Origin of the sequence: Streptomyces sp. ADI95-17 (genome assembly GCF_003846175.1) — a bacterium.
Taxonomy (GTDB): domain Bacteria; phylum Actinomycetota; class Actinomycetes; order Streptomycetales; family Streptomycetaceae; genus Streptomyces; species Streptomyces sanglieri.
On record NZ_ML123044.1, the window covers coordinates 888,773 to 914,236 of the forward strand.

Sequence of the window (25,464 nt, forward strand, 5' to 3'; positions counted from 1 at the left end):
GCACCTCCGATCATCACGGCCGAGTGTAGCTATTTCCGTGATCAATGCACTCTGTGCCAAGGTGGACTCCGTCCAACCCTCAGGAAATCCCCCAAAAGGGAATTCCAACGCTACAAGGAGAGCGCGTGCTCACTGTCGGTGACAAGTTCCCCGAGTTCGACCTGACTGCTTGTGTCTCGCTGGAGGGCGGCAAGGAGTTCGAGCAGATCAACCACAAGACCTACGAGGGCAAGTGGAAGATCGTCTTCGCGTGGCCGAAGGACTTCACCTTCGTGTGCCCCACCGAGATCGCCGCCTTCGGCAAGCTGAACGAAGAGTTCGCCGACCGTGACGCCCAGATCCTCGGCTTCTCCGGCGACTCCGAGTTCGTGCACCACGCCTGGCGCAAGGACCACCCGGACCTGACCGACCTGCCGTTCCCGATGATGGCCGACTCGAAGCACGAGCTCATGCGTGACCTCGGCATCGAGGGCGAGGACGGCTTCGCCCAGCGCGCCGTCTTCATCGTCGACCAGAACAACGAGATCCAGTTCACGATGGTGACCGCCGGTTCCGTGGGCCGTAACCCCAAGGAGGTCCTGCGGGTCCTGGACGCCCTGCAGACCGACGAGCTGTGCCCGTGCAACTGGACCAAGGGCGAGAACACCCTCGACCCGGTCGCGCTCCTCTCGGGCGAGTGAGCTGACAGCGACATGGCACTCGACGAACTGAAGGCCGCCGTTCCGGACTTCGCCAAGGACCTGAAGCTGAACCTCGGCTCGGTCATCGGCAACAGCGAGCTCCCGCAGCAGCAGCTGTGGGGCACCGTCCTGGCCTGCGCGATCGCCTCGCGCTCGCCGAAGGTGCTGCGCGAGCTGGAGCCGGAGGCGAAGGCCAACCTCTCCGCGGAGGCGTACACCGCCGCGAAGTCGGCCGCCGCCATCATGGCGATGAACAACGTCTTCTACCGGACCCGGCACCTGCTGTCGGACCCCGAGTACGGGACGCTCCGTGCGGGTCTGCGGATGAACGTCATCGGCAAGCCCGGCGTGGAGAAGATCGACTTCGAACTGTGGTCGCTCGCCGTCTCCGCGATCAACGGCTGCGGCCAGTGCCTGGACTCCCACGAGCAGGTGCTGCGCAAGGCCGGCGTGGACCGTGAGACCATTCAGGAAGCCGTCAAGATCGCCTCGGTGATCCAGGCGGTCGGCGTGACCCTCGATGCCGAGGCCGTGCTCGCCGAGTAGGACCAGCAGTACCCCCTGTACGAGAAGGGCCCTGTGGACGACCGACCGTCCCCGGGGCCCTTCTCCCTTTACGCCCGTGGGCCTAGGAGCCGCTCTTCGTGCCGCCGCCGGCGCCGTCCTCGTCGTCGCCCCGGTCGCTGTTCTCGGGCGGCGAGCCCGGCGCGGGGGTCGGAGCGACATCGATCGCGGTCGCCCCACGCGGGGACGGCGCGTATCTCAGGGCCTGTTCCTGCCCGTACGTCCGCAGATAGCCGACCACCGTGTTGGTGACCGCGACCAGCGGCACCGCGACAACCGCACCGCCGATGCCCGCGATCATGCCGCCCGCGGCGACCGAGAGGACGACGGCGAGCGGATGCACCCGCACCGCGCGCCCCAGGATGAACGGCTGGAGCACATGGCCCTCGATCTGCTGCACGGCGAGGACCACCGCCAGCACCATCAGGGCGGTGAACACGCCCTCGGTGACCAGCGCCACGACCACCGCCAGCGCCCCGGAGATCACGGCACCGACCAGCGGGATGAAGGCGAAGAGGAAGATGAAGACGGCCAGCGGCACCGCCATCGGCACATCGAGGAAGAAGATCCCGAGCCCGATGAAGATCGCGTCGATCAGCGCCACTATGACGGTGCCCCGCACATAGGCGGTCAGCGTCCGCCAGGCGCGCGGCCCGGCGCCCGCGACCCCCGGTCGGGCCTGGGCCGGCACCAGCTTCAGCACCCAGTGCCAGATGCGCCTTCCGTCGTACAGCAGGAAGAGCGTCGAGAACATCGCCAGCAGTATCCCGGTGAGGACCTCCACCATCACGGTGACGCCCTCCAGTCCGGCGGAGGTGATCTGTTCGGTGTTGGTGCCGATGGTGTCGCTGAGGTTCTTCGCGATGTCGTTGATCTGCTGCTCGGTGACATGGAAGGGGCTGTCGAGCAGCCAGCGCTTCAACTCCTCGATACCGTCCCGCACCTTGTCGGAGAGGGTGTCGATGTTGTCCATGACCTGCCAGACCACGAACCAGCCGACCAGGCCCATGATGACGAAGCCCAGGACCGCCGTGACGGCGGTGGCCAGGCCGCGCGGCAGCCCGTAGCCGCGCAGCCGGGCGACGGTCGGCTGGAGCATCGCGGTGACGAGCAGCGCGGCGACGAAGGCCAGCACCACCAGCTGTACGGCACTGATGACCCGCATCAGCACCCAGAGGGTGCCCGCCAGGACCAGCAGCCGCCAGCCCGCCTCGGCCGCGACGCGCATCCCCCAGGGGATCGCCGCGACCGGATCGGGCCGGGCGGCGACGGAGGGGGCGTACGAGGGCGGCGGCGGCACATGGTCGGCCGCGGCACCGCGCCGCTCGTCCGCGACGCGCACGGCACCGGCCGGAACGTCCGCGGCGGCCACGGCGGAGGCGGGCACGTCCCCGGCCGGGCCGGCGTCACCGGCCCCCGGCAGCCCGGTCCGACCGGCCCCCTGCCCGGCGGCCTCGTCCCTGCGCTGCTCCAGCCGGTCGCCCAGCTCGGTCAGTTCGGCACCCAGCCGGCCGAGCCACCCCGGAAGTTTCGACATGATCGTTCCTCTTCCCCCGTCTTCTCTCCCCACCGCTCCCCCACCGGACGGTTCGGACCGACCGTACACGCGCGAAGCCCCCCACCGTAGGACGGCGGGGGGCTCTGCGCGAGAGGAACGCGAACCTCGGGAGGTGCCGGGTTCTAGTACCAGTGGTTGGCCTGCCAGAAGGACCAGGCGGCGCACGGGCTGCCGTAGCGGCCGCTGTTCATGTAGTTGAGGCCCCACTTGATCTGCGTGGCCGGGTTGGTCATCCAGTCGGCTCCGGCCGAGGCCATCTTCGAGCCGGGGAGCGCCTGGACGAGACCGTAGGCACCGGAGGACGGGTTGCTCGCCCGGTAGTTCCAGCTCGACTCGACGTTCACGATGTTGCTGAAGCACTGGAACTGGTCGGCGGGCACGATCTGACGCGCCATCGCCTGAATCTCGGCGATGGTGTACGAGCCCTTCGCCGCGAAGGAGGAGGCGCTGCGGATCGAAGAACGGCTGGCGCGCTCGGCCTCGTCCTTCTTCTTCTCCAGGCGCTCCTGCTCCAGCTTGTCCTCGGCCGCCGCCTTCTTCGACTTGGCGTCCTTGGCAGCCTGGATGCGGGCCGCTTCCTCCACGGACTTCTTCGCGGCCGCGTCGGCCGCGGAGGCCTGTGCGTCGGCCTGCTGCGTCAGCGAGGCGGTCTGCACCTGGGCCTGCTGGCCCGCGGGGATGTCTGCGAGCAGCGTGGTGTCGGCTGCGGTCGCCTCGAAGTTGTTGTCGTCGACAGCAGGGGTGCTGCCCGATGCAACGCCTACGACGGCGCCAACGGTGGTCACGGCAGTGGCAGATGCCACGGCGAACCCCCGGACCGAGATCCGGCTCACACGGTGTCCTTCCAGCATCGCCCGCTTAGGTGACCTCGCGGACGCAATCGTGCCCCTGACGCTGGCCTCCCTACTGCCTGGGTCACGGGAGGCACGGGCCCGGTGGGCGACTCCCCGGAGGGAGCGCCGCGTGGTGCTCGCGGGCGGCATACGGACGGCGTTTGTTGAGTTGTGTGGTGCGTGGCACCTCTGGAGGTGCGGGTGTGCCGTATGCGGGGCCTGACGGAAGCAAGACTCTGCCGGAACGGCACACCGGGAAGCAATTCTCCGTTGCGTGTGAAAGCTCACACCTCGTTTGGAGCAAGTGATTTACGGAAATGGTGCCGCAGCACGGCGCCGCCCGGCTAAGCTGCTTCGCTCGCCGGGCGGCACCAACTGTCGTATCCCGTATCAGATCTGGCCTTCCTCCAGCATTTCGGTCACCAGTGCGGCGATCTGAGAGCGCTCGGAGCGGGTGAGGGTGACATGCGCGAAGAGCGGATGCCCCTTCAGCTTCTCGACCACGGCGACGACTCCGTCGTACCGGCCGACCCTGAGGTTGTCCCGCTGCGCCACGTCATGCGTGAGCACCACCCGGGAATTCGCCCCGATCCGGGACAACACGGTCAGCAGTACGTTCCGTTCGAGCGACTGCGCCTCGTCGACGATCACGAAGGCGTCGTGCAGCGAGCGGCCCCGGATGTGGGTGAGCGGCAGGATCTCCAGCATCCCGCGCCCCAGCACCTCTTCGATGATCTCGCGCCCGGCCACCGCCGAGAGCGTGTCGAAGACGGCCTGCGCCCAGGGGCTCATCTTCTCGGCCTCGGTGCCGGGGAGATAGCCCAGTTCCTGCCCGCCGACCGCGTACAGCGGACGGAAGACCATCACCTTCTGGTGCTGCCTGCGCTCCAGGACCGCTTCGAGACCGGCGCAGAGCGCCAGCGCCGACTTGCCGGTGCCGGCCCGGCCGCCCAGCGACACGATGCCGACGTCCTGATCGAGGAGCAGATCGAGGGCGATGCGCTGTTCGGCGCTGCGGCCGTGGATGCCGAAGGCCTCCCGGTCGCCGCGGACCAGGCGCACATTGCCCTCGGCGGTGACCCGCCCGAGCGCCTTGCCGCGCTCGGACTGCAGGACCAGTCCGGTGTGCACGGGCAGCTCGGCGGCCTCGGGAACGTACAGCGTCTCCTCTCCGTAGAGCAGGTCGACCTGCTCGCCGGAGAGCGGGACCTCCGACATGCCGGTCCAGCCGGAGTCGGTGATGGCGAGTTCGGCGCGGTACTCCTCCGCGAGGAGGCCGACCGAGGACGCCTTGATGCGCAGGGGCAGGTCCTTGGAGACGACGGTGACGTCGTACCCCTCGGCCTGGAGATTGCGCGCGACCGCGAGGATCCGTGAGTCGTTGTCCCCCAACCGGTAGCCGGCTGGCAGTACGCCGGGGTCGGAATGGTTGAGTTCGACGCGCAGCGTCCCGCCCAGATCCCCGAGCGGGATCGGGGCGTCCAGCCGGCCGTAGCGGACCCGGAAGTCGTCCAGCAGGCGCAGGGCCTGCCGGGCGAAGTAGCCGAGCTCCGGATGGTGCCGTTTGGCCTCCAGTTCCGTGACCACGACGATCGGGAGCACCACTTCGTGCTCGTCGAACCGGGCCATGGCGTTGGGATCGGCCAGCAGGACGCTGGTGTCGAGAACATAGGTGCGCCTGTCGGGCATGCGGCGCTTTGTGCTGGTCACCACGGAAGGACGTACCCCCTCGGACGAGGTTGGGGTGCGACGGCGTCGCGGAGCATCCCAATGGGAGAGGACGGACCGGGTTCGGGCCCCGAAGCACGGGCCGGGTGCCGGCCCTCCGCGTCGGCCGCGTTGTTCGTACGGTCCTTCGTGTGCAAAGGGCCTCCCGGGCGAGCGGACTCCATGCCGCTCACTTGGACACGACGTCCGCCTGGTTTTTGACCGGACGTCGACCTGTCAGGGGTATTCCCTCGAACACGCGAAGCCATGCCGCCCGGGGGCAGGCGGGTGAGCTGGGATTTGTGCCCGGGGCACGTGGGTCCGGGCGGGCCCGCGGGAAGGGTCAGCCGCCGTAGCGGCGGCCGCGGGCCGCGTAGTCGCGCAGTGCGCGGAGGAAGTCGACCTTGCGGAAGGCCGGCCAGAAGACCTCGCAGAAGTAGTACTCGGAGTGTGCGGTCTGCCAGAGCATGAAGCCGGACAGCCGCTGCTCGCCGCTGGTGCGGATGACGAGGTCCGGATCGGGCTGGCCGCGGGTGTAGAGGTGCTCGGAGATCAGGTCGGTGGAGACGATCTCCGCCAGGTCCTCGAACGAGGTCCCCTTGGCGGAGTGGTCCAGCAGCAGCGAGCGGACCGCGTCGGCGATCTCCTGGCGGCCGCCGTAGCCGACGGCGACATTGACCAGTATTCCGTCCACGTCGACCGTGGCCTGCTCGGCCTCCTTGAGCACCGTCTGGGTGTCGGCGGGCAGCAGGTCGAGCGTGCCGACGTGGTGGACCCGCCAGCGGCCGTCCGCCGCGAGGTCGCGCACGGTGTTCTCGATGATCCCGAGCAGTGGCGTCAGCTCGGACGCGGGCCGGTCGAAGTTGTCCGTGGAAAGCAGCCAGAGCGTGACGACTTCCACGTCCGTCTCGCTGCACCAGCCGAGAAGTTCCTTGATCTTGTCCGCGCCGGCCTGGTGCCCCTGCGCGGCCGTGCCGCCGGACGCCTTCGCCCAGCGCCGGTTGCCGTCGAGGATGACACCGATGTGCTTGGGCACCTGGGTGTGGTCGAGGCGGGCCTCCACCCGGCGCGCGTAGAGCCCGTACACCAGGTCGCGCAAGTTCACTGAGTTCACCTCTCGGTTCCGTGCGGGCCCGCCCGCCCCTTTGCCCGGGGTCCGGGGTCGTCCCCCTGGGGTCGCCGCACGGGTCCGCAGAGTCCGTCGCCCCGCCGTGCCGTGGCAGTCCCCGAAGCCGCCACATTACTGCGCAGCGGGCGTACCGGCCCAACCCGGCCTGTCACAAGTCCGTGATAAGGAGAGAAACGTGACTGATTCTCCTCTCTACTACCAGGCCGCCCCATCGCGCTACGACTCGATGGAGTACCGCCGCACCGGCCGCAGCGGTCTCAAGCTCCCCGCCGTCTCCCTCGGTCTCTGGCACAACTTCGGTGACGACCGCACGCTGGACTCCCAGCGGGCGATTCTGCGCCGCGCCTTGGATCTCGGTGTGACCCACTTCGATCTGGCCAACAACTACGGGCCGCCGCCCGGCTCCGCCGAGCTCAATTTCGGCAAGCTCTTCCGCCAGGACTTCGCCCCGTACCGGGACGAGCTGATCATCTCCACCAAGGCCGGGTACGAGATGCACCCCGGCCCGTACGGCGAGTGGGGTTCCCGCAAGTACCTGCTGTCGTCGCTCGACGCCTCGCTGAAGCGGATGGGGCTGGACTACGTCGACATCTTCTACTCCCACCGCTTCGACCCGGAGACCCCGCTGGAGGAGACGATGGGGGCGCTGGCCTCCGCCGTCCGGCAGGGCAAGGCGCTGTACGTGGGGGTGTCCTCGTACAACGCGGAGCAGACCGCCGAGGCGGCCGGGCTGCTCAGGGAGATGGGCGTGCCGGCGCTGATCCACCAGCCGTCCTACTCGATGATCAACCGCTGGATCGAGGACGACGACCTGCTCGACACCCTGGAGGCGGCCGGCATGGGCTGCATCTCCTTCGTGCCGCTCGCGCAGGGTCTGCTCACCGGCAAGTACCTGACGGGCATCCCGGAGGGTTCCCGCGCCACCCAGGGCAAGTCCCTGGATCCCGGTCTGCTCTCGGACGAGGTGGTGCGCCGGCTGAACGGGCTGAACGACATCGCGCGCCGGCGCGGTCAGTCGCTCGCCCAGCTGGCGCTCTCCTGGGTGCTGCGGGACAGCCGGATGACGTCCGCGCTGATCGGCGCGTCGAGCGTGAAGCAGCTGGAGGAGAACGTCGGGGCGCTGGCCGGACAGCCGCTGTCCGCCGAGGAGTTGACGGAGATCGACGCCTTCGCCGTGGACACCGCGGGCACCAACATCTGGGCCGGACGGGGCTGACGCGCGGGCGGTCCCGCGGGGCGCCACGGGCCCCGCGCCGCGGCCCGGACAAAAAACGGGCCGGTCCGTGGGGGGGGGATACGGACCGGCCCGAGGGGGGGTTTCCACCATAACCCTTCGTAAGTGATGCTGGGCGCCACGCCACTCCACAATCACTCTCCGGATTCACCGGACTCCGTTGCGCGCATCACCGGGTTGACGTCTCAGTGCCCGCCGACCGGCTTCACACAGCCGGTTCCTTCGAGGTATTTGCCGTGCGCCTCGGCCGTGACCAGGCCGTTGACCATGCCGTCCAGCGAGCCCTCGACGCAGATGGTGCCGAGGTCGAGCACGAAGGTGTTGCGGTGCGGACCGAAGGTGCCGGTGGTGATGGCGCCGGAGCTGTGGCCCAGACCGGCGAGGGCCGACCGGATCCGGGGCTCGGTGGCCTTGCGGCCCTCCGCGATCCCGGCCAGAGCGGCCTTGACCTTCGCCACCTCGGCTTCCCCCTTGGCCCGGTCGGCCGGGGACAGCTCGGCGGTGGACTGGAAGGCGTGGTTCTCCCGGTATTTCGAGGCGTCGCTGCCGTCGACCGAGGAGTCGCCCCGGACCGGCGGGCCGCTGTCCGCGCCGGGGGTCGTGCCCCCGGCGCCGGCTCCGGCCCGTTCGGTGCCGCAGCCGGCCAGGACGGCGGTGAGGGCGAGTGCCGCCGCTGCGGCGAGTGTCCGGGCCGTACGTCTCGCAGAGGTCATGGGCCGAGTATGGGACAGGACCTGACCTGAAGGGCCGGTAGTTTCCCCGTCATGACGAGCCGAACCGCAACCGTGACCTGGACCGCCGCGAACGCCCGCCGGACGGCCCGCCAGGGGCTCGTGTCCCCCGGCAGCGGCACCCCCGCCGAAGTGGTCGCCACGCTGCCGGCCGCGCACGCCCAGGTCCTCTCGGCAGCCGAGCTCTCCGTCGGGCTGCGGGCCACGGACCTGACCCGTACCGATGTGCGCGGCGCGCTGTGGAAGGACCGCACCCTGGTCAAGACGTTCGGGCCGCGGGGCACCGTCCATCTGCTGCCGATGGCCGAACTCCCGCTGTGGACGGGCGCGTTGTCCGCGCTGCCGACCGGGCGCAATCCGTTCGCCAAGGACGCCCGGATGACGCCGGAGCAGGTCGAGACGGTGCTCGCCGCGATCGGGGACGCGCTGACCGGGGCCGAGCTGACCGCCGACGAGCTCTCCGACGCGGTGGTGGAGCGGGCCGGGGCGTGGGCGGGGGACCTGGTGATGCCCGCGTTCCAGGGCATGTGGCCGCGCTGGCGGCAGGTGATGCATCTGGCGGGTCACCGCGGGGTGCTGTGCTTCGGGCCGGACCGCGGCCGCAAGGTCACCTACACCCGCCCCGGTGTCGTGCCGCTCGACGGCCCCGGGGCGCTGGCCGGTCTCGTACGCCGCTATCTGCACGCGTACGGACCCGCGACACCGGCGCACTTCGCGAAGTGGCTGGCGGCGCCCTCCGGTTGGGCCGGGGAGCTGTTCGCGGGGACGGCGGCGCGCGGGGAGATCGAGCAGGTGACGTACGAAGGTGGCCCGGCCTGGGTGGTGGCGGGTGACACCGACTTCTCGGCGGAGCCGGTCCGCGGGGTCCGGCTGCTCCCCTACTTCGACGCCTTCCTCATCGCCTCCCAGCCGCGCGAGCGGCTCTTCCCGGGCGCGGCGTACACGCGTGCGCTGGCGGGCGGCCAGGCGGGGAACTTCCCGGTGCTGCTGGTCGACGGCACGGCCGCCGGGGTGTGGCACCAGCGGCGTTCGGGGCGCCGGATCGCGGTGACCGTGGAACCGCTGGCCCCGCTGACGGCCGGACAGCTGCGGGAGCTGGAGGCGGAGGTGGCGCGGGTCGGGGCGGTGCTGGAGGGGAACGCGGAGCTGACGGTGGGCAAGGTGACGGTGGGGGCGCACGCGTAGGGCGGATGCGCGGGGGCACTCGGGGCTTGTCCGGCGGACCGGTCTCCAGGGCCTCTCGTTTGGGTCATGCCGGGCTCGTCCGGCCCGATCCGGACGGAAGACCCTAGGTGGCCGCCGGGGCGCCGCGGTGGCCGCGGGTGAAGCGGATCGCGACGGTGTCGCCGCCGATGACCACGAAACTGCCGCCCTCGCAGCGGATCACGGCCTCGCGGACCTGGCCGTTCTCGTCCCCGCGTTCCTCGGTGCGGGTGACCGTCCAGCCGCCGTCGGGCGGCTCCGGCAGGGTCGACACGGTGGCGAACGCCCACTGCCCCGACGGTACGCACCAGTCGGGCAGCCGCGGCCAGGCACCGGGGCCGACCCGCAGGGTCCCGTCGGAGGCGCAGGTCAGGAGCACCGACTGGCCGTCGGCCAGCAGGAATTCGACGGCTTCCGGCTCCCCCAGCCGCCCCTCCGGGCGGTAGAAGACCCCGGCCACCCCGATGATCCGTGCGCCCCTGAGCCAGTCGGCCCTCCCCTGCCGCGGGACCCGCGGTGCGTCCTCTTCGTTCCCCACCCTCATGGCCAAGTCCTTCCCCAGGCGCTCACCGTCCAGGGTCGCATCCCCGGGCCGGAAGCGGCGGGTGCGTCTCAGGCCTTGGCATCCGGCTTGCGGGCCTCGATCAGGAATCGGGTGGTGTGGGCGACGAACGGCCCCTCGGTCTCGATCCGGTGGTGCAGTTCGGCCAGTCGCGGCCGGTACTCCTCGACGGTGAAGCCCGGCACCATCCAGATCACCTTGCGCAGGAAGTAGACGACGGCGCCGATGTCGAGGAATTCGGTGCGAAGTCGTTCCGTCCGCAGATCGACGACCTCCAGCCCGGCCGCCTCGGCCGCCGCCCGGGCCGCCTCGGGATCGCGGGCAGTGCGGACGGCCGGGGGCTGCGGGCCGAGGAAGTACTCGACGAGCTCGAAGACGCTGGCCGGGCCGACCTGTTGCGAGAAGTAGGTGCCGCCGGGGGTGAGCACCCGCGCGATCTCCGCCCACCAGGTGGTCACCGGATGCCGGCTGACCACCAGGTCGAAGGCGTTGTCGCCGAACGGCAGCGGCGGCTCGTCCGGGTCGGCGACCACGGCCGCGCCGAGCGGGTGCAGGAGCGCGGTGGCGCGGGCCACGTTCGGCGGCCAGGACTCGGTGGCGACGGCGAGCGGCGGCAGCTTCGGTACGGAGGCGAGGACCTCGCCGCCGCCGGTCTGGATGTCGAGCGCGGCCCGGGCCCGCCCCATCCGGTCCGCCATGGCGCGGGCGTACCCCCAGGAGGGGCGCTCCTCGGTGGCCCGGCCGTCGAGCCAGGAGAAGTCCCAGCCGTCGACGGAGACGGCGGCCGCCTCCGCGACGAGGGCCTCGAATCGTGCGCGTTCTGCTTCGGCTGCTGCGTCTTCGGTGGTTCCGGACATACGGGAATGGTGTCAGCCGGGTGCCGGGTGGCGCGACTCCAATACGGCTGGGCCGCGGGTGCGGCCGGGTCGGGCGGCCAGGTCAGGCGGCCAGTGCGCCCAGCAGCATGCCCAGCAGCGCGCCGGTGATCATGAACGGGCCGAACGGAATGCCGGTCTTGCGTCCGGCCCGCTTGAGGACCATCAGCCCGAACCCGTACACCGCGCCGAGCAGGAACCCGGCGAAGCCCCCGGCGAACACCACGGCCCAGCCGTACCAGCCCAGCGCCATGCCCAGCGACAGGGCGAGCTTGACGTCCCCGAAGCCCATTCCGTTCGGGTTGATGAGGAAGAGCAGGAAGTAGAAGCCCCCGAGCGCGGCCCCGCCGAGCAGGGCGGAGGTCCAGGATCCGGCGTGCTCGGGAAGGAGCGCGGCGGCGCCGAGGAGTACGGCGACGGCCCCGGCCGCGGGCAGGGTCAGCCGGTCGGGCAGCCGGTGGACGCGGCGGTCGATGGTCGCCAGGAGTACGGCGACGGGTGCCATCAGCAGCCAGACGGCCAGTTCGGGGCGGAGCCCGGTGGCCGCCGCGAGGACGGCGCAGGCGAGCGCGGTGACGACGGGGACGAGGACGCCGGGGGCGTAACGCGCGGCGGGCCGCGGACGGTCCGCCGCTTCGCCCGGTTCTTCCGGCTCGGCGCCCGCGGTCGCGGGCACCGGGACGGCCGCGCACCGCGCGCACCGGGTGGAGCCGAGCCAGCCGCGGGCGGCCCCGGTCAGGGCGTGTCCCTCGGGGCAGGCGTCCCGCCAGGGGTCCTCCGGTTCGACGGAGAACCGGTAGGCGGCGCGCGGGACCAGCAGTCCGGCCGCTGCGCCCCAGAGTGCGGCGAGCACTGTCAGCATGGCGTCCACGGCCCGACCCTAGGCGGGCGCCGGGCCCGGGTCATGGGTCCTGGGGCCCACTGCCCGCCGTTGGGGACCCATGGGCCGTCACCTGCCGCTACCTTCATGGCCATGGCTCAATGGCGCAATGGCACAGGCACGTTGACGGTCACCGACGCACAGGGAGGGCAGGAGGAGGCGATACCGCTGCGGATCGCGGCCTCCTACCGGGCCCGGAGTCGCGGGCTGCTGGGGCAGGACGGGATCGACGGCGCCCTGATGATCACCCCGTGCGGGAGTGTGCACAGCTTCCGGATGCGGTTCACCATCGATGTGGCCTACCTGGACCGGAAGTTCAAGGTGGTGGCGGTCCACACGATGAAGCCGGGCCGGCTGGGGATGCCCCGGTTGCGGGCCCGGCATGTGATCGAGGCGGAGGCGGGGGCGATGGAGAAGTGGGGGATCCGGCCGGGGGCCCGGGTGACGATCGTCCAGAGCGAGGCCGACGGGAGGTGAGCGGGCGGGCCCGCGCGCACCATCAGTACCCCTCGTAGCGCCCCTCGCTCCGGGCCCTACGGCCGGAGCTTGGTGCGGGAGAGCGGCAGGGCGGGGGCGATCGACCAGAGGACCTCGGCCTCGTCCTCGCCGGGGTTGTCCCAGGCGTGCGCGGCCCGCGCCGAGAACGTCGTGGAGTCGCCGGCCTCCAGGAAGCGGGGCTCGCCGTCCACGCTCAGCCGCAGCGTGCCCCGGACCAGGTACGCGAAGACCGTCTCGGCCTCCAGGCTGTACGCGCCGCCGGAGCCGCCGCCGGGCCGCAGGATCGTCCGCATGACCTGGACGTGCCGTTCCTCGGCGGGTGTCAGCAGGAACTCCTCGATGCCGTGGCCGCCCATCTCCAGCTTGGCGCCCACACCGCCCCTGACGACGTCCTGGTCCGGGTAGTCGAAGAGCGTGGCGATGCCGGTGCCCAGGGCCTCGCAGATGCGGATCAGGGTCGGGACGGAGACCGAGGTCTTGCCGCGCTCGGCGAGGCTGACGAACCCCTTGGTCACGCCCGCCGTCTCGGCCACCTGGGCGAGTGTCAGGCCCTGCGCCAGGCGGAGCTCACGCAGCCTCGGGCCGATCGTGGACATGTGGCTGTCAGGAGCTTCGGGCATGGCGGACACGCTACCTGTCGGCGGGGTCACGGGCGGTGGCCGGGGGAAGACGCAGGTCGGAAGGGTTACCAGAAGGGTCTTTACCCACCGAGTTTAGTGCTGTAAAACTTGACGAAAGTTTAATGGCGCTAAACAAGGCGTCTCTGGCGGACCGCTGTGCCGCCCCGCGGCCGTGCCGCGCTCCCCGCCCCTTCCGCACCACCCGAGGAGTAAGCCGATGAGCTCCCCGTCCTTCCAAGAGAGCACCGCGCGCACCGTGCGCGGCGTCGTCTTCCGCTCCCCGGGCCAGGAGGTGACCGTCTCCGACATCACCCTGGCCCCGCCCGGCCCCGGTGAGGTCGAGGTCGCCGTGACGGCGGCCGGGGTCTGCCACTCCGACCTCCATGTCATCCGCGGCGAGTGGGACCACCCCACCCCGGTCGTGATGGGGCACGAGGGCTCCGGCGTGGTCACCGCGCTCGGCGCGGGCGTCACCGGGCTGGAGATCGGCGACCACGTCGTACTGTCCTGGGTCCCCTCCTGCGGCACCTGCCGCTTCTGCCTGGCCGGCCGCCCCGCCGCGTGCAGCCTGGTCGCCGAGGTCGTGGCGCCCGGCGGGGTGCTGTACGACGGCACCAGCCGGCTCTCGGTCGACGGCGAGCCGGCCCACCACTACCTGGGCGTCTCCTCGTTCGCCGAGCGCGTCGTGGTTCCCGCCTCCGGCGCGATCAAGGTCCGCGAGGACGCGCCCCTCGACGTCATCGCCCTGGTCGGCTGCGCCATCGCCACCGGGGTCGGCGCGGTCCGCAACACGGCCGGTGTCGAGGCCGGGGCCACCGTCGCCGTCATCGGCTGCGGCGGCGTGGGCCTGTCCTGCGTACAGGGCGCCCGGCTGGCGAAGGCCGGCCGTATCGTCGCCGTGGACGTCGTCCCCGAGAAGCTGGAGCTGGCCCGCCGGCTCGGCGCGACGGACGCGATCGACGCCCGGGACGGCGATGTCGTGGAGGCGCTGCGCGCCCTGGTCCCGGAGGGCCTGGACTACGTGTTCGACGCCATCGGCAAGATCGAGACCACCGAGCAGTCCATCGCGGCCCTCGGCCAGGGCGGCGCCGCCGTCATCGTCGGCCTCCCGCCGACCGGCCGCACCGCGCGCTTCGACCCGCTGGCACTCGCCGAGGCCGACCAGCGCATCCTCGGCTCCAACTACGGCTCGGTCGACGCCGCCCGGGACATCCCGGCACTCGTGGACCTCGTGGTGTCGGGCGAGCTCGACGTGGAATCGATGATCTCGGCACGGCGTCCGCTGGACGAGGCGGGCGACGCACTGGCCGACCTCGCCGCCGGCCACGCCCTGCGTCAGCTGCTGATGATGGAGGACCGGACATGAGCACCGCCGGAAAGCAGTCCACCGCCGAGAAGCCTGCCGACGGCCTGGCCCATCGCTCCGTCTCCACGTTCGAGGTCGGCGCGCAGAGCGTCGCCAACGTCGCGCCCAGCGCCGTCATCGCGTTCGCCCCCGCCAGCATGGCGGCGTCCGCGGGCAACGGGGCCTGGTTCTCGTTCTTCCTGGCCATGGCCGCCGTCCTCGCCATCGCGTACTGCATCTGCGTCTTCGCCCGCAGGCGCGCCGGGGTCGGTTCGCTGTACGCCTTCTCCCGGCTCTCGCTCGGGGCCCCGGGCTCGTTCGTGACCGGCTGGGCGCTGCTCATCGGTGCGGTCTGCATCGGCTCGGGCTCGCTCGCCGGGGCCGGCTACTACACGGCGCGCGCCCTGGACCAGATCGGCATCGGGCTCTTCACCGGCATCCCCGGCCAGATCCTGCTCGATGTGCTGCTGGCCGCCGTCGCGATCCGGCTGACCATCGCCAGTGTGCGCACGGCGGCCCGGGTCGCCTCCGTCCTGGAGGTCGTGTCGATCGTCCTCATCGTCGTCGTGCTGGTCCCCGCCTTCTTCAAGAGCGGGAACATCATCGACACGGAGCAGCTGAGCCTCAGCGGCTCCACCCTCGACGGTGTCGTCTTCGCCGTGGTGCTGGGTGTGCTCGGCTTCGTCGGCTTCGAGGGCGCCGCGTCGCTGGGCGCCGAGGCCACCGACCCGTACAAGGCGATCCCCCGCTCGGTGATGGGCAGCGCGGTGCTGGCCGGTGTGCTGTACATGTTCGCCACCTACGCGCAGGTCGCCGGGTTCGGCGGGGCGGACGCCCTGGCGAAGAGCGCCGACCCGATGGACGAACTGGCGGAGCTGTCCGGACTCGGCTTCCTCAAGTTCTTCCTGCACGCGGGCTTCGCGGCATCGTTCGTCGCCGTGGTGATGGCCTGCATCACGGTCGCCGCCCGGCTGCTGTTCGGCATGGCGAAGGAGGGTGTGATGCCGGCCCGGCTCGGCGTCGCCCACCCCCGCCACCGGACCCCGTCCGCGGCCATCTGGGCCGTCGCCCCGTTCGTCGCCCTGCCCGCGGTGCTCGTGGTCGGCGCCGGGACCGAACCGCTGAACGCGACGACGTACATCGACACCATCGGCGTCTTCGGCTACATGCTCAGCTACACCCTGGTGTGTCTGGCCGCGCCGCTGTTCGTACGCCGGATCGGGGCCCGCGGCCTGCTGCTCACCTGGGGCCTGGGGCTGATCGGCGCCGCCGCGATGGTCTACGTCTTCTACCGCAACCTGTGGCCCGCCCCGGCCTGGCCGCTGAACGTGCTGCCGTACGTGTTCGTCGGCGCGCTGGTCGTCGGCATCGTCGGCTTCGCCGTCCTGCGGGTCCGCAGACCGGAGGTCGCCGAGCGCGCCGGAACCTTCGCGGACGACCTGGACTGACCCGGCCGCACCCCGCTCCCGATGCCCTGCCCCTCCGCACCTCGCGGCGGGGCGGGGCATCGCCCGTTGGGCCCGGGTTTGGGGCCAAGGGCCCAGGTCACCCGGCTCGCGCATCCGTACGCTCACGTCCACACCCGAAATGCGGAACTGCGGGCACAGGCATGGCAAGTGGGCGTCGGAGAGGAAGAACCGTGACTGGTGGCGGGGGCTGGGGAAGCGGAGGCGTGGGCCACATACCGCCGGGGAACGGGGGCAGATCCGACGCGAGCGGCGGCGCGTTCTTCGCCCTGACCCGCAGCTGGGCCGCCGGCGCCCTGGTCTACATCGCCTCCGGGTATCTGGTCTCGCGCGGACTCGTCGAGCTGCTGGCCACCGACGAGCGGCTCATGAGCTTCGGCTGGCGGCTGGCCCTGCTGCACGTCCCCAACGTCATCACGACCGTCCTCACGGTCCTGGCCGCCGCCCGCGTACTGCCCGACGAGTACCGCGAATCCCGTCTGCTGACGCTGCTCGCCTCCCTCGGTGTCCCGGTCGCCGCGCTGGTGTACGGACTGGCCGTGTCCTGGCATCTCGTGGGCTTCGAGGGCACGTTGATGCCGATCGTCTCGCTGGTGACCGGTGCGACCGCGGGACTCGCCGTCGACCGGCTGCTGGACGACCGCGCGGACGAGCCGGAGCCCGCTCCGTACCGGCCGTACTCCTGGCGCGACGGCGGTGCCACCGCCATGGAGTACCTCGGGGTGGTCGTCCTCGTCGTGACGCTGATCGGCGCGATGTCGATGGCGGGTGTCGGCGGGCAGATCGGCGAGCGCATCCGCTGCGCGATCAGCGCCATGGGCGGCGGCGGTGGCGGCTGCTCCACCGGCGGCGGGGAAACCACCGCGCAGCCGAAGACGGACGCCGACTACGAGCCCAAGATGTGCCAGGTCTCCAGCATCTCCGACACCGTCGGCGACAAGGTCAAGATCGGCTGGTTCGAGTGGGGCAACGAGTACGGCTTCCAGCAGAAGGTCAGCCAGGCCAAGACCGATGTGAACGCGGACGGCAAGGTCGACGAGAACGACAAGCTGGTCTACATGACGTTCACCGACGCCGCCTCGGCCGGCGCCACCGCCAGCACCCCCGGGGTGAAGCTCGGCAAGCTGGGCAAGGCCGATGTGGACGTCGGCGGCGGCATCAAGATCACCAACGGTGACACCTGGGTCTTCAAGAGCGAGGAAGAGGCCCAGAAGATGCGGGACGACATCGAAGAAATGAAGATGTGGGAGACCTCCACGAAGTACAGCGGCGGCTACGGCGGCGGCTGGTACTCCGGGATGAAGTGGGCCGACAAGAAGAAGGACGTCGAGAGCAAGATCGGCGACAAGAAGATCTCGTACTCGACCATCGGTCTCAACGCGTACGCGGACGGCGGCCTCTCCATCAGCGCGGGCGACGAGACCAAGCTCGGCGCGAAGCTCGGCGGCAAGGCGAAGTTCTCCCCCGAGGTGACCATCACCAAGGACGACGTCAACGGCAACGAGTCGTACACGTACACCGCCAAGCTGGAGCTGGAGGGCAAGGTCAGCGGTTCGGCCGGTCCGCTGGGCGGCGCGGCCTCCGCGAAGGACAACCGGACCGGGGCGGTCACCGTCACCCGCGACCAGAAGACCGGCAAGATCGTCCGGATCGACATGACCCAGACCATCGAGAACGGCTCGACGTCGAACAAGGGCGACATCAGCGGTGACAACGGCGAGAAGGGCAAGGACAAGCGGGGCGGCAAGGTCAGCGGCTCCGACTCCTCCGGCGAGACCGGCATCGAGGTCCTGACCAACTCGATCGTCTTCGGCAAAGACACCGACAAGGCCACCGAGGACAAGCGCGCCGTCGCCGAGCAGTGGCTGGACGGCTCCGGCAACAACACCGCCCCGTTCGAGTACATGTTCGGCGACCACTCGCTGCAGGAGAAGCCCACCGGGACCGACCCCTTCGACCAGCTGATGTACGAGGACGGCCTGTCGAGCAAGATGAACTACAACGGTCAGACGGACGCCCAGGAGTTCGGCTTCGAGGTCTCGCTCGGGATGAGTCTGGGATTCTCCCTCTCCGACGAGCACAAGAAGGAGACACTGACGGACGCGCAGTTCCTCGGGGCTCCGCGGGACGACAAGCGCTCGTACCTGCCGTACAGCTACTGCGCGAAGTAGCCGTACGGAAAGCACCGACCGAGCACGACGAAGAGGCGATAGGCGATGACGAAGAAGACGTACCGGACGATCGGCGCGACCGCTGCCGCCGCCCTCGGCCTCGCCCTGCTCACCGGATGCGGCGGAGAGAGCGCCGCGCTCCCGCAGGGCTGGGAGAAGCTCGACACCAAGAGCCTGTCGGTCGGCTACCCCGGGGAGAAGGGCTACAAGGAGCAGCCCGCGGCCGGCCGGGCGAAGGCCAACGCGGCCGTCGCGCTCAAGGAGGAGGGCGGGCTGCGCACCGGCATGGTCTCGGTGCAGCTCGACTTCGCCACGGGTGTGGACGATGCCGACGAGGCGGCGTCCGCGGCGGGCGCCGGCATCGGTCTCGGGGCGACCCGCAAGGGGACCGAGGAGGTGCGGCTCGCGGGTGCGGAGAGCGCCCGTGAGGCGCGCCGGATCGACTACGAGTTCACGTCGAGCGGCGAGGACCGGACGCCGGCGCAGGGCACCCGGATGACGGGGGTCGTGGTGGCGGGCGTCGATTCGAAGGATGTGCCGTTCGCGGTCCGGATCAACGCGGTGAAGGGCTCGCTGAGCTCGAAGGACCTGGACGCGTTCGTCGAAACGATCACGGTCAAGTAGCGGACCGGGAGCGCTCGTTCATGCAGATCCTGCCCGGCGGCACGGCCACGTTCCTACTGCTGCTCGGCCTGCTCCTCGGCGCGTTCGCGGTCCGCTCCGCGCTCCGGCTGAACCGGGTGCTGCGGCTGGTGCGGCACGGCGAACACGCCGAGGGGTGGTGCTCGGACCGCCGGACGGTCGACCGGGGGCCGGGCTCGGAGCGCGGTTACGCCACCGAGTACGTCTTCGCGTTCCGCACCCGCGACGGCCGTGACATCGAGTTCACCGACCATGCCCCGGGCCCGTTCGGCTTCGAGGTCGGAGCGCCGGTCCGGGTCAGCTACGACCCGGCCGCCCCGGAGAGGAACGCGACGGTGGCCGGGCCGGGGGCGTGGGGTCCGGTGCTGATACCCGCGGTGTTCGCGCTCGGGCTCGGGGTGTTCGCGGCGGGGCTGCTGCTGGGGTTCGTGGCGATGCGGGGCCTGCTCTGAAGGACGTACCCCGCTCGCGGGTGCACGGTACCGCGCTCGCGGCTGCGCAGTACTCCGCGCGCAGGTGCGCGGTACCTCTCTCGCGGGTGCGCGGGGTCAGAACGTGGCGCGGTCGAACGGCACCGGGAGCGGCGTCAGCGAACCGGTAGCCCGCAGTCGTGTGTTCGCCTCGATGACCGTCTCGATGTCCGGGAGCTCCGTACCGCCACGGGTGAGGTCGATGACCAGTCCGCCGTGTGCGGTGCGGACGTATGTTCCGGGCAGGTCCTCGGGGGCGAGGGCGGCGCGGCCGGCGGAGAGATGGACCGCGCGGCCGCAGCGGGGGTCGCTGTTCTCCAGGTCGAACCGCTCGGCCACCGCCTCGTACACGGGCTTGTCGTACACCTGGCCGGCATCGATCTCCCAGTGCTCCGCGAGGACGCGCAGGATCTCCGGGGCGCGCCGGATCACTTCGGCGGTTTCGTCGACTTCGCGCGACCGGAAGACGAGGGAGACGGAATGCGGCGCGTAGCGCGAGGTGCCGCCCGCGTGCGTCGCCAGGGACACATACGCAGCTCCCGGATTCCGCACCCACAACGACGATGTGTAGCCCACCACGTCGAGGTCGGGGCCCGTGTTCTTCCGCTCGATGTACTCCGCCAGTGCGGGGACCGAGGGCGCCAGCACCGGGTCGGACGGGAGGTCGTCACCGGCCTCGTGCCATACGTCGAAGGTCGTGCCGTCGATGTCCCTGAGCGCGGTGAGCGTGCCGGACCAGCGTTCGGCGATGCTCCGCACGGTTTCCTCGCGCGGGCCCCAGAGACCATTGACGACGACGTACAGCACGACACTCTCTCCTCGGGTTTCGGTCCTGCGCTCCGCTGTCCGGCCGGTGCTCAGCCGACCAGATCATCAGGGGTGTTGATGACCTTAACGTCGATGCCCTGTTCTCTGAACATCTCACGCGCCGCCTCGGCGACGTCCGGGTCGGAGAGGTGCCACTCGACCGGTTTGCCACGAGCCGCGTCGACCTGCCGTCTCGCCTGGGCGGCCCACCGGTCGGCGATCTTCGTGGTGAGCTTTCCGGTGTCGGCGTTGTAGAAATCCGGGCTCTTGTACCCGTACTTCGCCTCCAGGTACGTGCCCCGCGTGGAGTCCCAGCCGTCGAAGTCGACCGGCTTGCCCGTGAGCTTGTCGAGCGGTACCTCGTACTCCTTGCCGCGGCCCACCTTGGAGATCTGCTCCTGGTAACGGGCGCCCATCTCGGTCGCGTAGCTGAAGACGCCCGGCTTGATCTCCGCCCAGTTCCCGTCGCCGGCGTCCTTGGCCCCGGTCGGCGGGTCCTTCAGGTCCTTGTACCAGGCCGGCTTCGGCTGCTTCTGGGCACGCTCCAGCCCTTGCCGCCGCTTCGCCGCGGCGGCGGCCTTCTTCGCCGCGTCGGCTTGCTTCTGGGCCTCGTCGGCGGCGGCCTTCTTCTCCGGGTCGACCTCGTCGCACTTCCCGGCGAGGAATCCGAGGGGCACGGAGGTGCGCGCCCCGGCCAGGACGCCGGTGCCGGAGCCGGGCAGTCCGACGCCCGCGCCGCTGCCGTACGGGACGCGCAGCCGACCGCCCATCCCGACGGTGCAGCCCTTGAGGCCGGCCTGCTCGGCGGCGTCGTCGGCGTGCTGCTGGGCTTCCTTCGCGGCCTTCTCCGCGGCCGTGATGTCGCCGGCCTTGGCGGCCTTCTTCGCCTTGTTCGCGGCCTCCCCGGCCTTCTCGGCGACCTCGCCGAGCTTGCCGAGTTTCCCGAACTTGCCCAGCTTTCCGAACTTGCCGACGAGCTTGGCCTCGCCGTAGCCCGGGATGAACAGCGAGCCGATGTTCCAGAGACCGGTGCCGATCGCCTGGCCCTCGTTGCCCTCCTTCCACATGTCCCGGACCTCGTCGCCGATGAACATGTCGTCGAGGACCTTGACGCCGGTGCCGCCGGACGCCTTGGTCCAGTCCCAGACCGCGCCGAGGTAGTCGCCGTCGGACCACTTGTCCCCGGCGCCCTTGGAGTCCTGGCTCCACTTGTCACCGAGGCTCTTGCCGTAGTCCATCAGGCCGTCCCAGGCCTTGATGGGGTGGAAGACCGTGTCGATCGTGCCGGTGACGTCGCCCCAGAGCCCGTCGCCGACCAGGCCCTTGAAGAAGCCGCCGGTCTGGTGCGCGGCGCAGGAGAAGAACGCGCCGACGCCCGAGGTGCAGCTCTCGTCGGACTTCTCCTCGTCGCCGCCGGTGCCGTCGTCCTGGTCGTCACCGCCGTCCGGCTCGCCGGAGGTGTCCACGTCGTCGCCACCGTCGTCGACCTGGACGACGTCGTCTCCGCCGGAGCCTCCGGAGCCGTTGCCCGCCGAGCCGTTGCCCGCGCTGCCTGCCGAGCCGGTTCCGCCGGCCGTGTCGGTCCCTCCGGAGCCGGAACCGGACCCCGCCGGGCCCGAGCCCCCGGAGTCAGTGCCGCCCGTGGCCACCGATCCGCCCGTGTCCGTACCACCGGTGTGCGTACCGCCCGCGTCCGCACCACCGGCGTCCTTGCCGCCGGACGTGGTCGACCCGCCGGAGTCCTTGCCGGGCCCGGCCTCCACATTGCTGCCGGGCGCGGGGCAGGCGCTCCCGGTGAGCCGGCAGATCGCGTCCTGGAGCCCGCCGGTCAGCTGGGCGCCGATCCCCGTGACGACGAGTCCGCCGATGAGGGCCACGACCACCAGGACCATGCCCAGGTATTCCATCGCGGTCTGACCCGCGTCGTCCCGGCGCCACTTGATCATGCGCGCGATGCTGAACCGCCGGTGCGGCAGGCGCTGTCCGAGCGGCAGGTCGAACCATTCGCGGGAGCTCGCCCGGAACAGCAGCACGACGACGGCGACCGGCATCACCAGCTGGGTGACACCGCGCCCGCCGCCGTCCTGGCCGAGGGTCGCCAGCGCGCCGAGCGTGAGCCAGACATGTACGGCCAGCAGTCCGCGCCAGACCCAGACGCCACCGGTGCGCACATACAGCGAGAGCACGAACCCGATCACGCTCGGCAGCGCCGCGTACAGCAGCAGCCCGAACAACTGGCCGTCGACCTCGTCGACCGCCGAGGCCACCGTCATCACTCCGACGCCGCCCACGACCGCGGCGGCGAAGAGGAGCCGTACGAGGATCAGCACCGCCTGCAGTGGGCGCGGCAGGGACCGTCTGCCCTGTGCACCCACGGCGACGCCCCCGCCCGCGCCACCCGAAACCGCAAATCCGCCTATGCCAGACACGACGAGTCCCCCACCTTGCCGGTGTACGGCCACAGTTCAGCCACTCCACGCATCGGACCACACCGGCACCCATCGGGGCATGGGCCTCAGGGCCCAATGCAAGACTCAAAGTCGGCGCTACCGGACGGGAACCTCGCTACCGGACAGGTACCTCGCTGCCGAAGAGCATCCAGGGCGACTGGTCGTACGAGGCCACCCCGGCCAACTGCGGCTGCATGGCGGCTATCTCGTGCCGCACGGCCAGGGTGTCCGGCCAGCTGTCGAAGAACGTGGTGCCGTTGATGACGACGCCGCTCCAGTCCGTCGCCACCGAGGCGCCCTCACGGTCGACGACGAAACCGATGCAGAGCACCGATGCCCGCCCTATCGCCTCCCTGATCGCCCGCGCGGCGACCTCCTGCTCGTCCCGGGTCAGCCGGCCGAACCCGAATTCGAGCGCGACGACTCCGTCCCGCATCCGACGGATGCGGGCGGGTACTTCGGTTCCGCTGTTCATCCACAACACGAAGTCGACGCTGTCGAGCCGCTGGAGTCCGGCGAGGAGCACGAGCTGCTCCCTGGTCACCCACGACGGCGTGCCGTGCGGGCCGGGCCCCGGGCCGAGCAGTGTGACCCGTCTGGTGACCGGGTGGCTGAGCCGCAGCCCCGCGGCGTCGAGATCATTGAAGAGCGACTCGGAGTCCGGTCGGCTCCAGCCGAGGTGGTACGAGTAGAAGAAACCGTCACTCATCGACACATCACCCCATGCGAGACAGGTGGAGCGTGCAGTTCCAGATATCTGCGGGCACGCCGGACAGGCGCTCGTGGCAAGCGCCGGTCGGGTGGCTCACAGTTGGTCGTGCACGAGCGTAATGAGGCCGGATCGCCGGGGCGTGGGCCCACGGACCCAGCGGCGGGCCCCATTGGACAATGCGGTGGACAGCGGACGGCCCGTCGCACATCGTGTACGGCGATGACACGCACCGATTCGCCTCCCGCCTGGGACGAGCGCACTCAGCTGGCCACCTTTCTCGACTACGTACGCGACACCGCACGCGCCAAGTGCGAGGGCGTCTCGCCGGAGGACGCCCGCAGGGCTCCGCTTCCCGGCTCGCCCCTGATGACGATCGCCGGGCTGATCAACCACCTGAGCTGGGTGGAGTACCACTGGTTCGAGGTGGTCTTCCTCGGCGGCCCGGACGAGGGCCCGTGGACCGACGAGGACCCCGACCGCGAGATGCGTATCGCGGTGGACATGCCGCTCGCCGATGTGCTTTCGCTCTACGAGGAACGGACCGCCCGCTACAGCGAGTTGGTCGCCGCCACCGACCTGGACACCCCGGCCGCGCAACCGCGCCGCGACGGCAGGAATCCCGACCTGCGCTGGATCGTCCTGCATCTGATCGAGGAGACCGCCCGGCACAACGGGCACCTCGACATGATCCGGGAGATCGTGGACGGCACCACCGGCGTGTAGACCCGCCCGTTCCGCGGTGGGTGCGCGGCGCACCCGCCGTCGTCGGCTATCCGATCCCGGCGACGGCGGGTGCGATGCGCTCGGCGATCTGGTGGGTGAAGCTGACCGGGTGCCGGTCGGGCAGCACCTGGATCTCGCCGATGCCGAGGCCCGCGTACGCCTCCGCGTCGGCGAGGAACGCGGCCGGCCTGTCCAGCACCGGCCCGCCGTACATCACGGTCTTCGTGATGGCGTCGTAGTCACGGTCCTCCGCCTCGCAGTGCGCCCGCAGCACATCGAGCTTGTGGGCCACTTCCTCCTGGCCGGTGGCGAAGAGATTGCACGCGTCCGCGTAGCGGGCGACCAGGAGCAGCGTCTTCCTCTCGCCCCCGCCGCCGATCATGATCGGCGGGTGCCCTCCGATCGGCTCGGGGACGCACAGCGTCTCCGCGAGCCGGTAGTGCCGGCCATGGAACGGGCCGTTGTCGTCGCTCCACATCTGGAGACAGATGCGGATGGTCTCCTCCAGCCGCTCGAAGCGCTCGGCGACCGGGACCACCGGCACGCCGAGCCCGTACTGCTCGCGCTCGTACCAGGAGGCGCCGATGCCCAGCCTGGCCCTGCCGCCGGACAGCACGTCGAGGCTGGTGACGATCTTCGCCAGCAGTCCGGGGTGCCGGTACATCACGCCCGTGACCATCAGCCCGAGCGTCATCCGCTCGCTCACCGCCGCCACGTAGCCGAGGGTGGTGTACCCCTCCAGCATCGGTTCGTCGGCGACGCTCTGCCCGGTCTCCATCTGGAAGTAGTGGTCCATCACGCTGAAGGACGCGATCTGGGCCTGCTCGGCGACCCGTACCGATTCCGCGAGTGTGGGCGCGATGAGCGCCGGGTCGGCGGGGGTCGAGTAGTTCCAGTAGTGCAGGCCGAGCTTCATGTGCGCCCTCCGAAGGCCGAGGGGGCTCGGGCGCGGGACTTCGGCGCCGTCGCGGCCGGGGATTTCACGCTACGCGCGGCGGCACCCATCGGCATGTCGGACGGCGACCGCCGCGCGACACCGCCGCGCGATTTCGGGGCGTGCGATTACGGCGTGGCGTTCCGCGACGGCCGACAGCGCGCCCATCGGTGAACCGGTCAGGCCGTTCTGCCCGGGGCGCGCGCGTTCACCGCATGGATCGCGCTGCGGGACCAGTCCTCCGATCCGTCGCGGGGAGCGGGCCGGGCCTGCGCCAGGCGCTGGAGCTCCGCCCATACGCCTGCACCCGCCCACTCGCAGAAGCGCCGGTGGGCGGTCGCCCCCGAGGGGCCGAACGAGGCCGTGGGCAGTTGATGCCACGTACAGCCCGACATGACCACGAACACGATCGCGGCCAGCACCTCACGGTCACCGTGCCGGCGCCGCCCACCGCCCTGCGGCCGCGAGGGCGCCCCGGGCACCACGCGCTGGAACAGCTCCCACAACTCGTCCGGCACCAACTGCTCGACGATCCCCATCAGGCCCCCACCGAATGAGACGACGTACGGTGCGCCCACCGGTGCGGCCCGCGCGCGGCCATGCAGCCGCCGGAACCACCTCGGGAGCGAGGACCGGAGCTTACTACGGTTTCAAAATATCCGAATCGGAA

The 25,464-nt window shown here is 70.8% G+C and carries 24 protein-coding genes and 1 pseudogene; 11 read left to right on the forward strand and 14 right to left on the reverse strand.

Translation table 11 applies throughout. The features are described 5' to 3' along the window. The first annotated feature begins 125 nt into the window (after positions 1-125). Both EES42_RS03820 and EES42_RS03825 read left to right on the forward strand, forming a co-directional pair. Positions 126-680 carry a peroxiredoxin gene (locus EES42_RS03820; protein ID WP_124716651.1) on the forward strand — a complete coding sequence of 185 codons (555 nt, stop codon included), beginning with the start codon at positions 126-128 and terminating at the stop codon, positions 678-680. A 12-nt stretch (positions 681-692) separates the two neighbouring features. Next, positions 693-1,226 (forward strand): alkyl hydroperoxide reductase, encoded by a 534-nt coding sequence (locus tag EES42_RS03825; RefSeq protein WP_072483998.1) that lies wholly within the window; start codon positions 693-695, stop codon positions 1,224-1,226. A gap of 82 nt (positions 1,227-1,308) precedes the next feature. On the opposite strand, the gene EES42_RS03830 is transcribed toward EES42_RS03825, so the two are convergent. From EES42_RS03830 to EES42_RS03845, 4 genes are all read right to left on the reverse strand, one after another. Further along, complete coding sequence (locus tag EES42_RS03830; RefSeq protein WP_124716652.1) at positions 1,309-2,781, reverse strand: AI-2E family transporter; 1,473 nt, start codon at positions 2,779-2,781, stop codon at positions 1,309-1,311. A 143-nt stretch (positions 2,782-2,924) separates the two neighbouring features. Next, entirely contained in the window at positions 2,925-3,635 is a 711-nt protein-coding gene (locus EES42_RS03835) for an aggregation-promoting factor C-terminal-like domain-containing protein (protein ID WP_124716653.1), read from the reverse strand. A gap of 390 nt (positions 3,636-4,025) precedes the next feature. Beyond that, complete coding sequence (locus tag EES42_RS03840) at positions 4,026-5,348, reverse strand: PhoH family protein (protein ID WP_124716654.1); 1,323 nt, start codon at positions 5,346-5,348, stop codon at positions 4,026-4,028. A gap of 337 nt (positions 5,349-5,685) precedes the next feature. Continuing rightward, positions 5,686-6,447: an isoprenyl transferase gene (locus EES42_RS03845; protein WP_124716655.1), complete on the reverse strand. Its 762-nt coding sequence runs from the start codon at positions 6,445-6,447 to the stop codon at positions 5,686-5,688. Between the two features lie 199 nt (positions 6,448-6,646). Here EES42_RS03845 and mgrA point away from each other — a divergent pair, with 199 nt between their 5' ends. Further along, a complete protein-coding gene (mgrA, locus tag EES42_RS03850) occupies positions 6,647-7,687 on the forward strand; it encodes an L-glyceraldehyde 3-phosphate reductase (RefSeq protein WP_124716656.1) in 1,041 nt (346 codons plus the stop codon). Between the two features lie 203 nt (positions 7,688-7,890). On the opposite strand, the gene EES42_RS03855 is transcribed toward mgrA, so the two are convergent. Next, complete coding sequence (locus EES42_RS03855) at positions 7,891-8,418, reverse strand: hypothetical protein (protein WP_124716657.1); 528 nt, start codon at positions 8,416-8,418, stop codon at positions 7,891-7,893. A 51-nt stretch (positions 8,419-8,469) separates the two neighbouring features. On the opposite strand from EES42_RS03855, the gene EES42_RS03860 reads away from it, so the two are divergent. Further along, positions 8,470-9,621, forward strand: coding sequence for a winged helix DNA-binding domain-containing protein (locus tag EES42_RS03860; protein ID WP_124716658.1), 1,152 nt, complete (start codon positions 8,470-8,472; stop codon positions 9,619-9,621). A gap of 103 nt (positions 9,622-9,724) precedes the next feature. Here the strand turns inward: EES42_RS03860 and EES42_RS03865 are convergent, their stop codons facing one another. The 3 genes from EES42_RS03865 to EES42_RS03875 all read right to left on the reverse strand — a co-directional run bounded on the left by EES42_RS03865 (position 9,725) and on the right by EES42_RS03875 (position 11,947). Next, positions 9,725-10,183: a hypothetical protein gene (locus tag EES42_RS03865; protein ID WP_124716659.1), complete on the reverse strand. Its 459-nt coding sequence runs from the start codon at positions 10,181-10,183 to the stop codon at positions 9,725-9,727. A 68-nt stretch (positions 10,184-10,251) separates the two neighbouring features. Beyond that, positions 10,252-11,058: a class I SAM-dependent methyltransferase gene (locus EES42_RS03870; protein WP_124716660.1), complete on the reverse strand. Its 807-nt coding sequence runs from the start codon at positions 11,056-11,058 to the stop codon at positions 10,252-10,254. A gap of 82 nt (positions 11,059-11,140) precedes the next feature. Further along, on the reverse strand, positions 11,141-11,947 hold the full coding sequence (locus tag EES42_RS03875; RefSeq protein ID WP_124716661.1) for a prepilin peptidase: 807 nt from the start codon (positions 11,945-11,947) through the stop codon (positions 11,141-11,143). A 96-nt stretch (positions 11,948-12,043) separates the two neighbouring features. Between EES42_RS03875 and EES42_RS03880 the strand changes: the two genes are divergently transcribed. After that, positions 12,044-12,433, forward strand: a complete 390-nt coding sequence (locus EES42_RS03880) for a DUF192 domain-containing protein (protein WP_124716662.1) — start codon at positions 12,044-12,046, stop codon at positions 12,431-12,433. 56 nt (positions 12,434-12,489) lie between these two features. On the opposite strand, the gene EES42_RS03885 is transcribed toward EES42_RS03880, so the two are convergent. Beyond that, a complete protein-coding gene (locus tag EES42_RS03885; protein ID WP_241196231.1) occupies positions 12,490-13,074 on the reverse strand; it encodes a helix-turn-helix domain-containing protein in 585 nt (194 codons plus the stop codon). A 217-nt stretch (positions 13,075-13,291) separates the two neighbouring features. Here EES42_RS03885 and EES42_RS03890 point away from each other — a divergent pair, with 217 nt between their 5' ends. The 5 genes from EES42_RS03890 (at position 13,292) to EES42_RS03910 (ending at position 19,150) form a co-directional block, all read left to right on the forward strand. Then, positions 13,292-14,440 carry a Zn-dependent alcohol dehydrogenase gene (locus tag EES42_RS03890; protein WP_124716663.1) on the forward strand — a complete coding sequence of 383 codons (1,149 nt, stop codon included), beginning with the start codon at positions 13,292-13,294 and terminating at the stop codon, positions 14,438-14,440. After that, positions 14,437-15,867: an APC family permease gene (locus EES42_RS03895; RefSeq protein ID WP_124716664.1), complete on the forward strand. Its 1,431-nt coding sequence runs from the start codon at positions 14,437-14,439 to the stop codon at positions 15,865-15,867. Before EES42_RS03890 ends, EES42_RS03895 begins: the two co-directional genes overlap by 4 nt. 191 nt (positions 15,868-16,058) lie before the next feature. Then, positions 16,059-18,056 carry a hypothetical protein gene (locus tag EES42_RS03900; RefSeq protein ID WP_124716665.1) on the forward strand — a complete coding sequence of 666 codons (1,998 nt, stop codon included), beginning with the start codon at positions 16,059-16,061 and terminating at the stop codon, positions 18,054-18,056. Between the two features lie 45 nt (positions 18,057-18,101). Continuing rightward, the gene (locus EES42_RS03905; protein ID WP_124716666.1) at positions 18,102-18,680 is read left to right on the forward strand and encodes a hypothetical protein; all 579 of its coding nucleotides are present in this window, start codon (positions 18,102-18,104) and stop codon (positions 18,678-18,680) included. 20 nt (positions 18,681-18,700) lie between these two features. Continuing rightward, on the forward strand, positions 18,701-19,150 hold the full coding sequence (locus EES42_RS03910; RefSeq protein ID WP_124716667.1) for a DUF3592 domain-containing protein: 450 nt from the start codon (positions 18,701-18,703) through the stop codon (positions 19,148-19,150). A 96-nt stretch (positions 19,151-19,246) separates the two neighbouring features. Here the strand turns inward: EES42_RS03910 and EES42_RS03915 are convergent, their stop codons facing one another. From EES42_RS03915 to EES42_RS03925, 3 genes are all read right to left on the reverse strand, one after another. Then, positions 19,247-19,975, reverse strand: coding sequence for a hypothetical protein (locus EES42_RS03915; protein WP_124716668.1), 729 nt, complete (start codon positions 19,973-19,975; stop codon positions 19,247-19,249). A gap of 50 nt (positions 19,976-20,025) precedes the next feature. Next, complete coding sequence (locus EES42_RS03920) at positions 20,026-22,305, reverse strand: Tox-REase-5 domain-containing protein (RefSeq protein ID WP_346775348.1); 2,280 nt, start codon at positions 22,303-22,305, stop codon at positions 20,026-20,028. Between the two features lie 235 nt (positions 22,306-22,540). Further along, a complete protein-coding gene (locus EES42_RS03925) occupies positions 22,541-23,134 on the reverse strand; it encodes a hypothetical protein (RefSeq protein WP_124716670.1) in 594 nt (197 codons plus the stop codon). Positions 23,135-23,356: 222 nt separating this feature from the next. On the opposite strand from EES42_RS03925, the gene EES42_RS03930 reads away from it, so the two are divergent. Next, complete coding sequence (locus EES42_RS03930; protein ID WP_124716671.1) at positions 23,357-23,860, forward strand: DinB family protein; 504 nt, start codon at positions 23,357-23,359, stop codon at positions 23,858-23,860. A 46-nt stretch (positions 23,861-23,906) separates the two neighbouring features. Here the strand turns inward: EES42_RS03930 and EES42_RS03935 are convergent, their stop codons facing one another. Together EES42_RS03935 and EES42_RS03940 are read right to left on the reverse strand one after the other, a co-directional pair. Beyond that, positions 23,907-24,776, reverse strand: coding sequence for an LLM class F420-dependent oxidoreductase (locus tag EES42_RS03935; RefSeq protein WP_124716672.1), 870 nt, complete (start codon positions 24,774-24,776; stop codon positions 23,907-23,909). A gap of 215 nt (positions 24,777-24,991) precedes the next feature. Then, positions 24,992-25,333, reverse strand: a pseudogene (locus EES42_RS03940) (transposase); the annotation flags it as partial. Between the last annotated feature and the right edge of the window lie 131 nt (positions 25,334-25,464).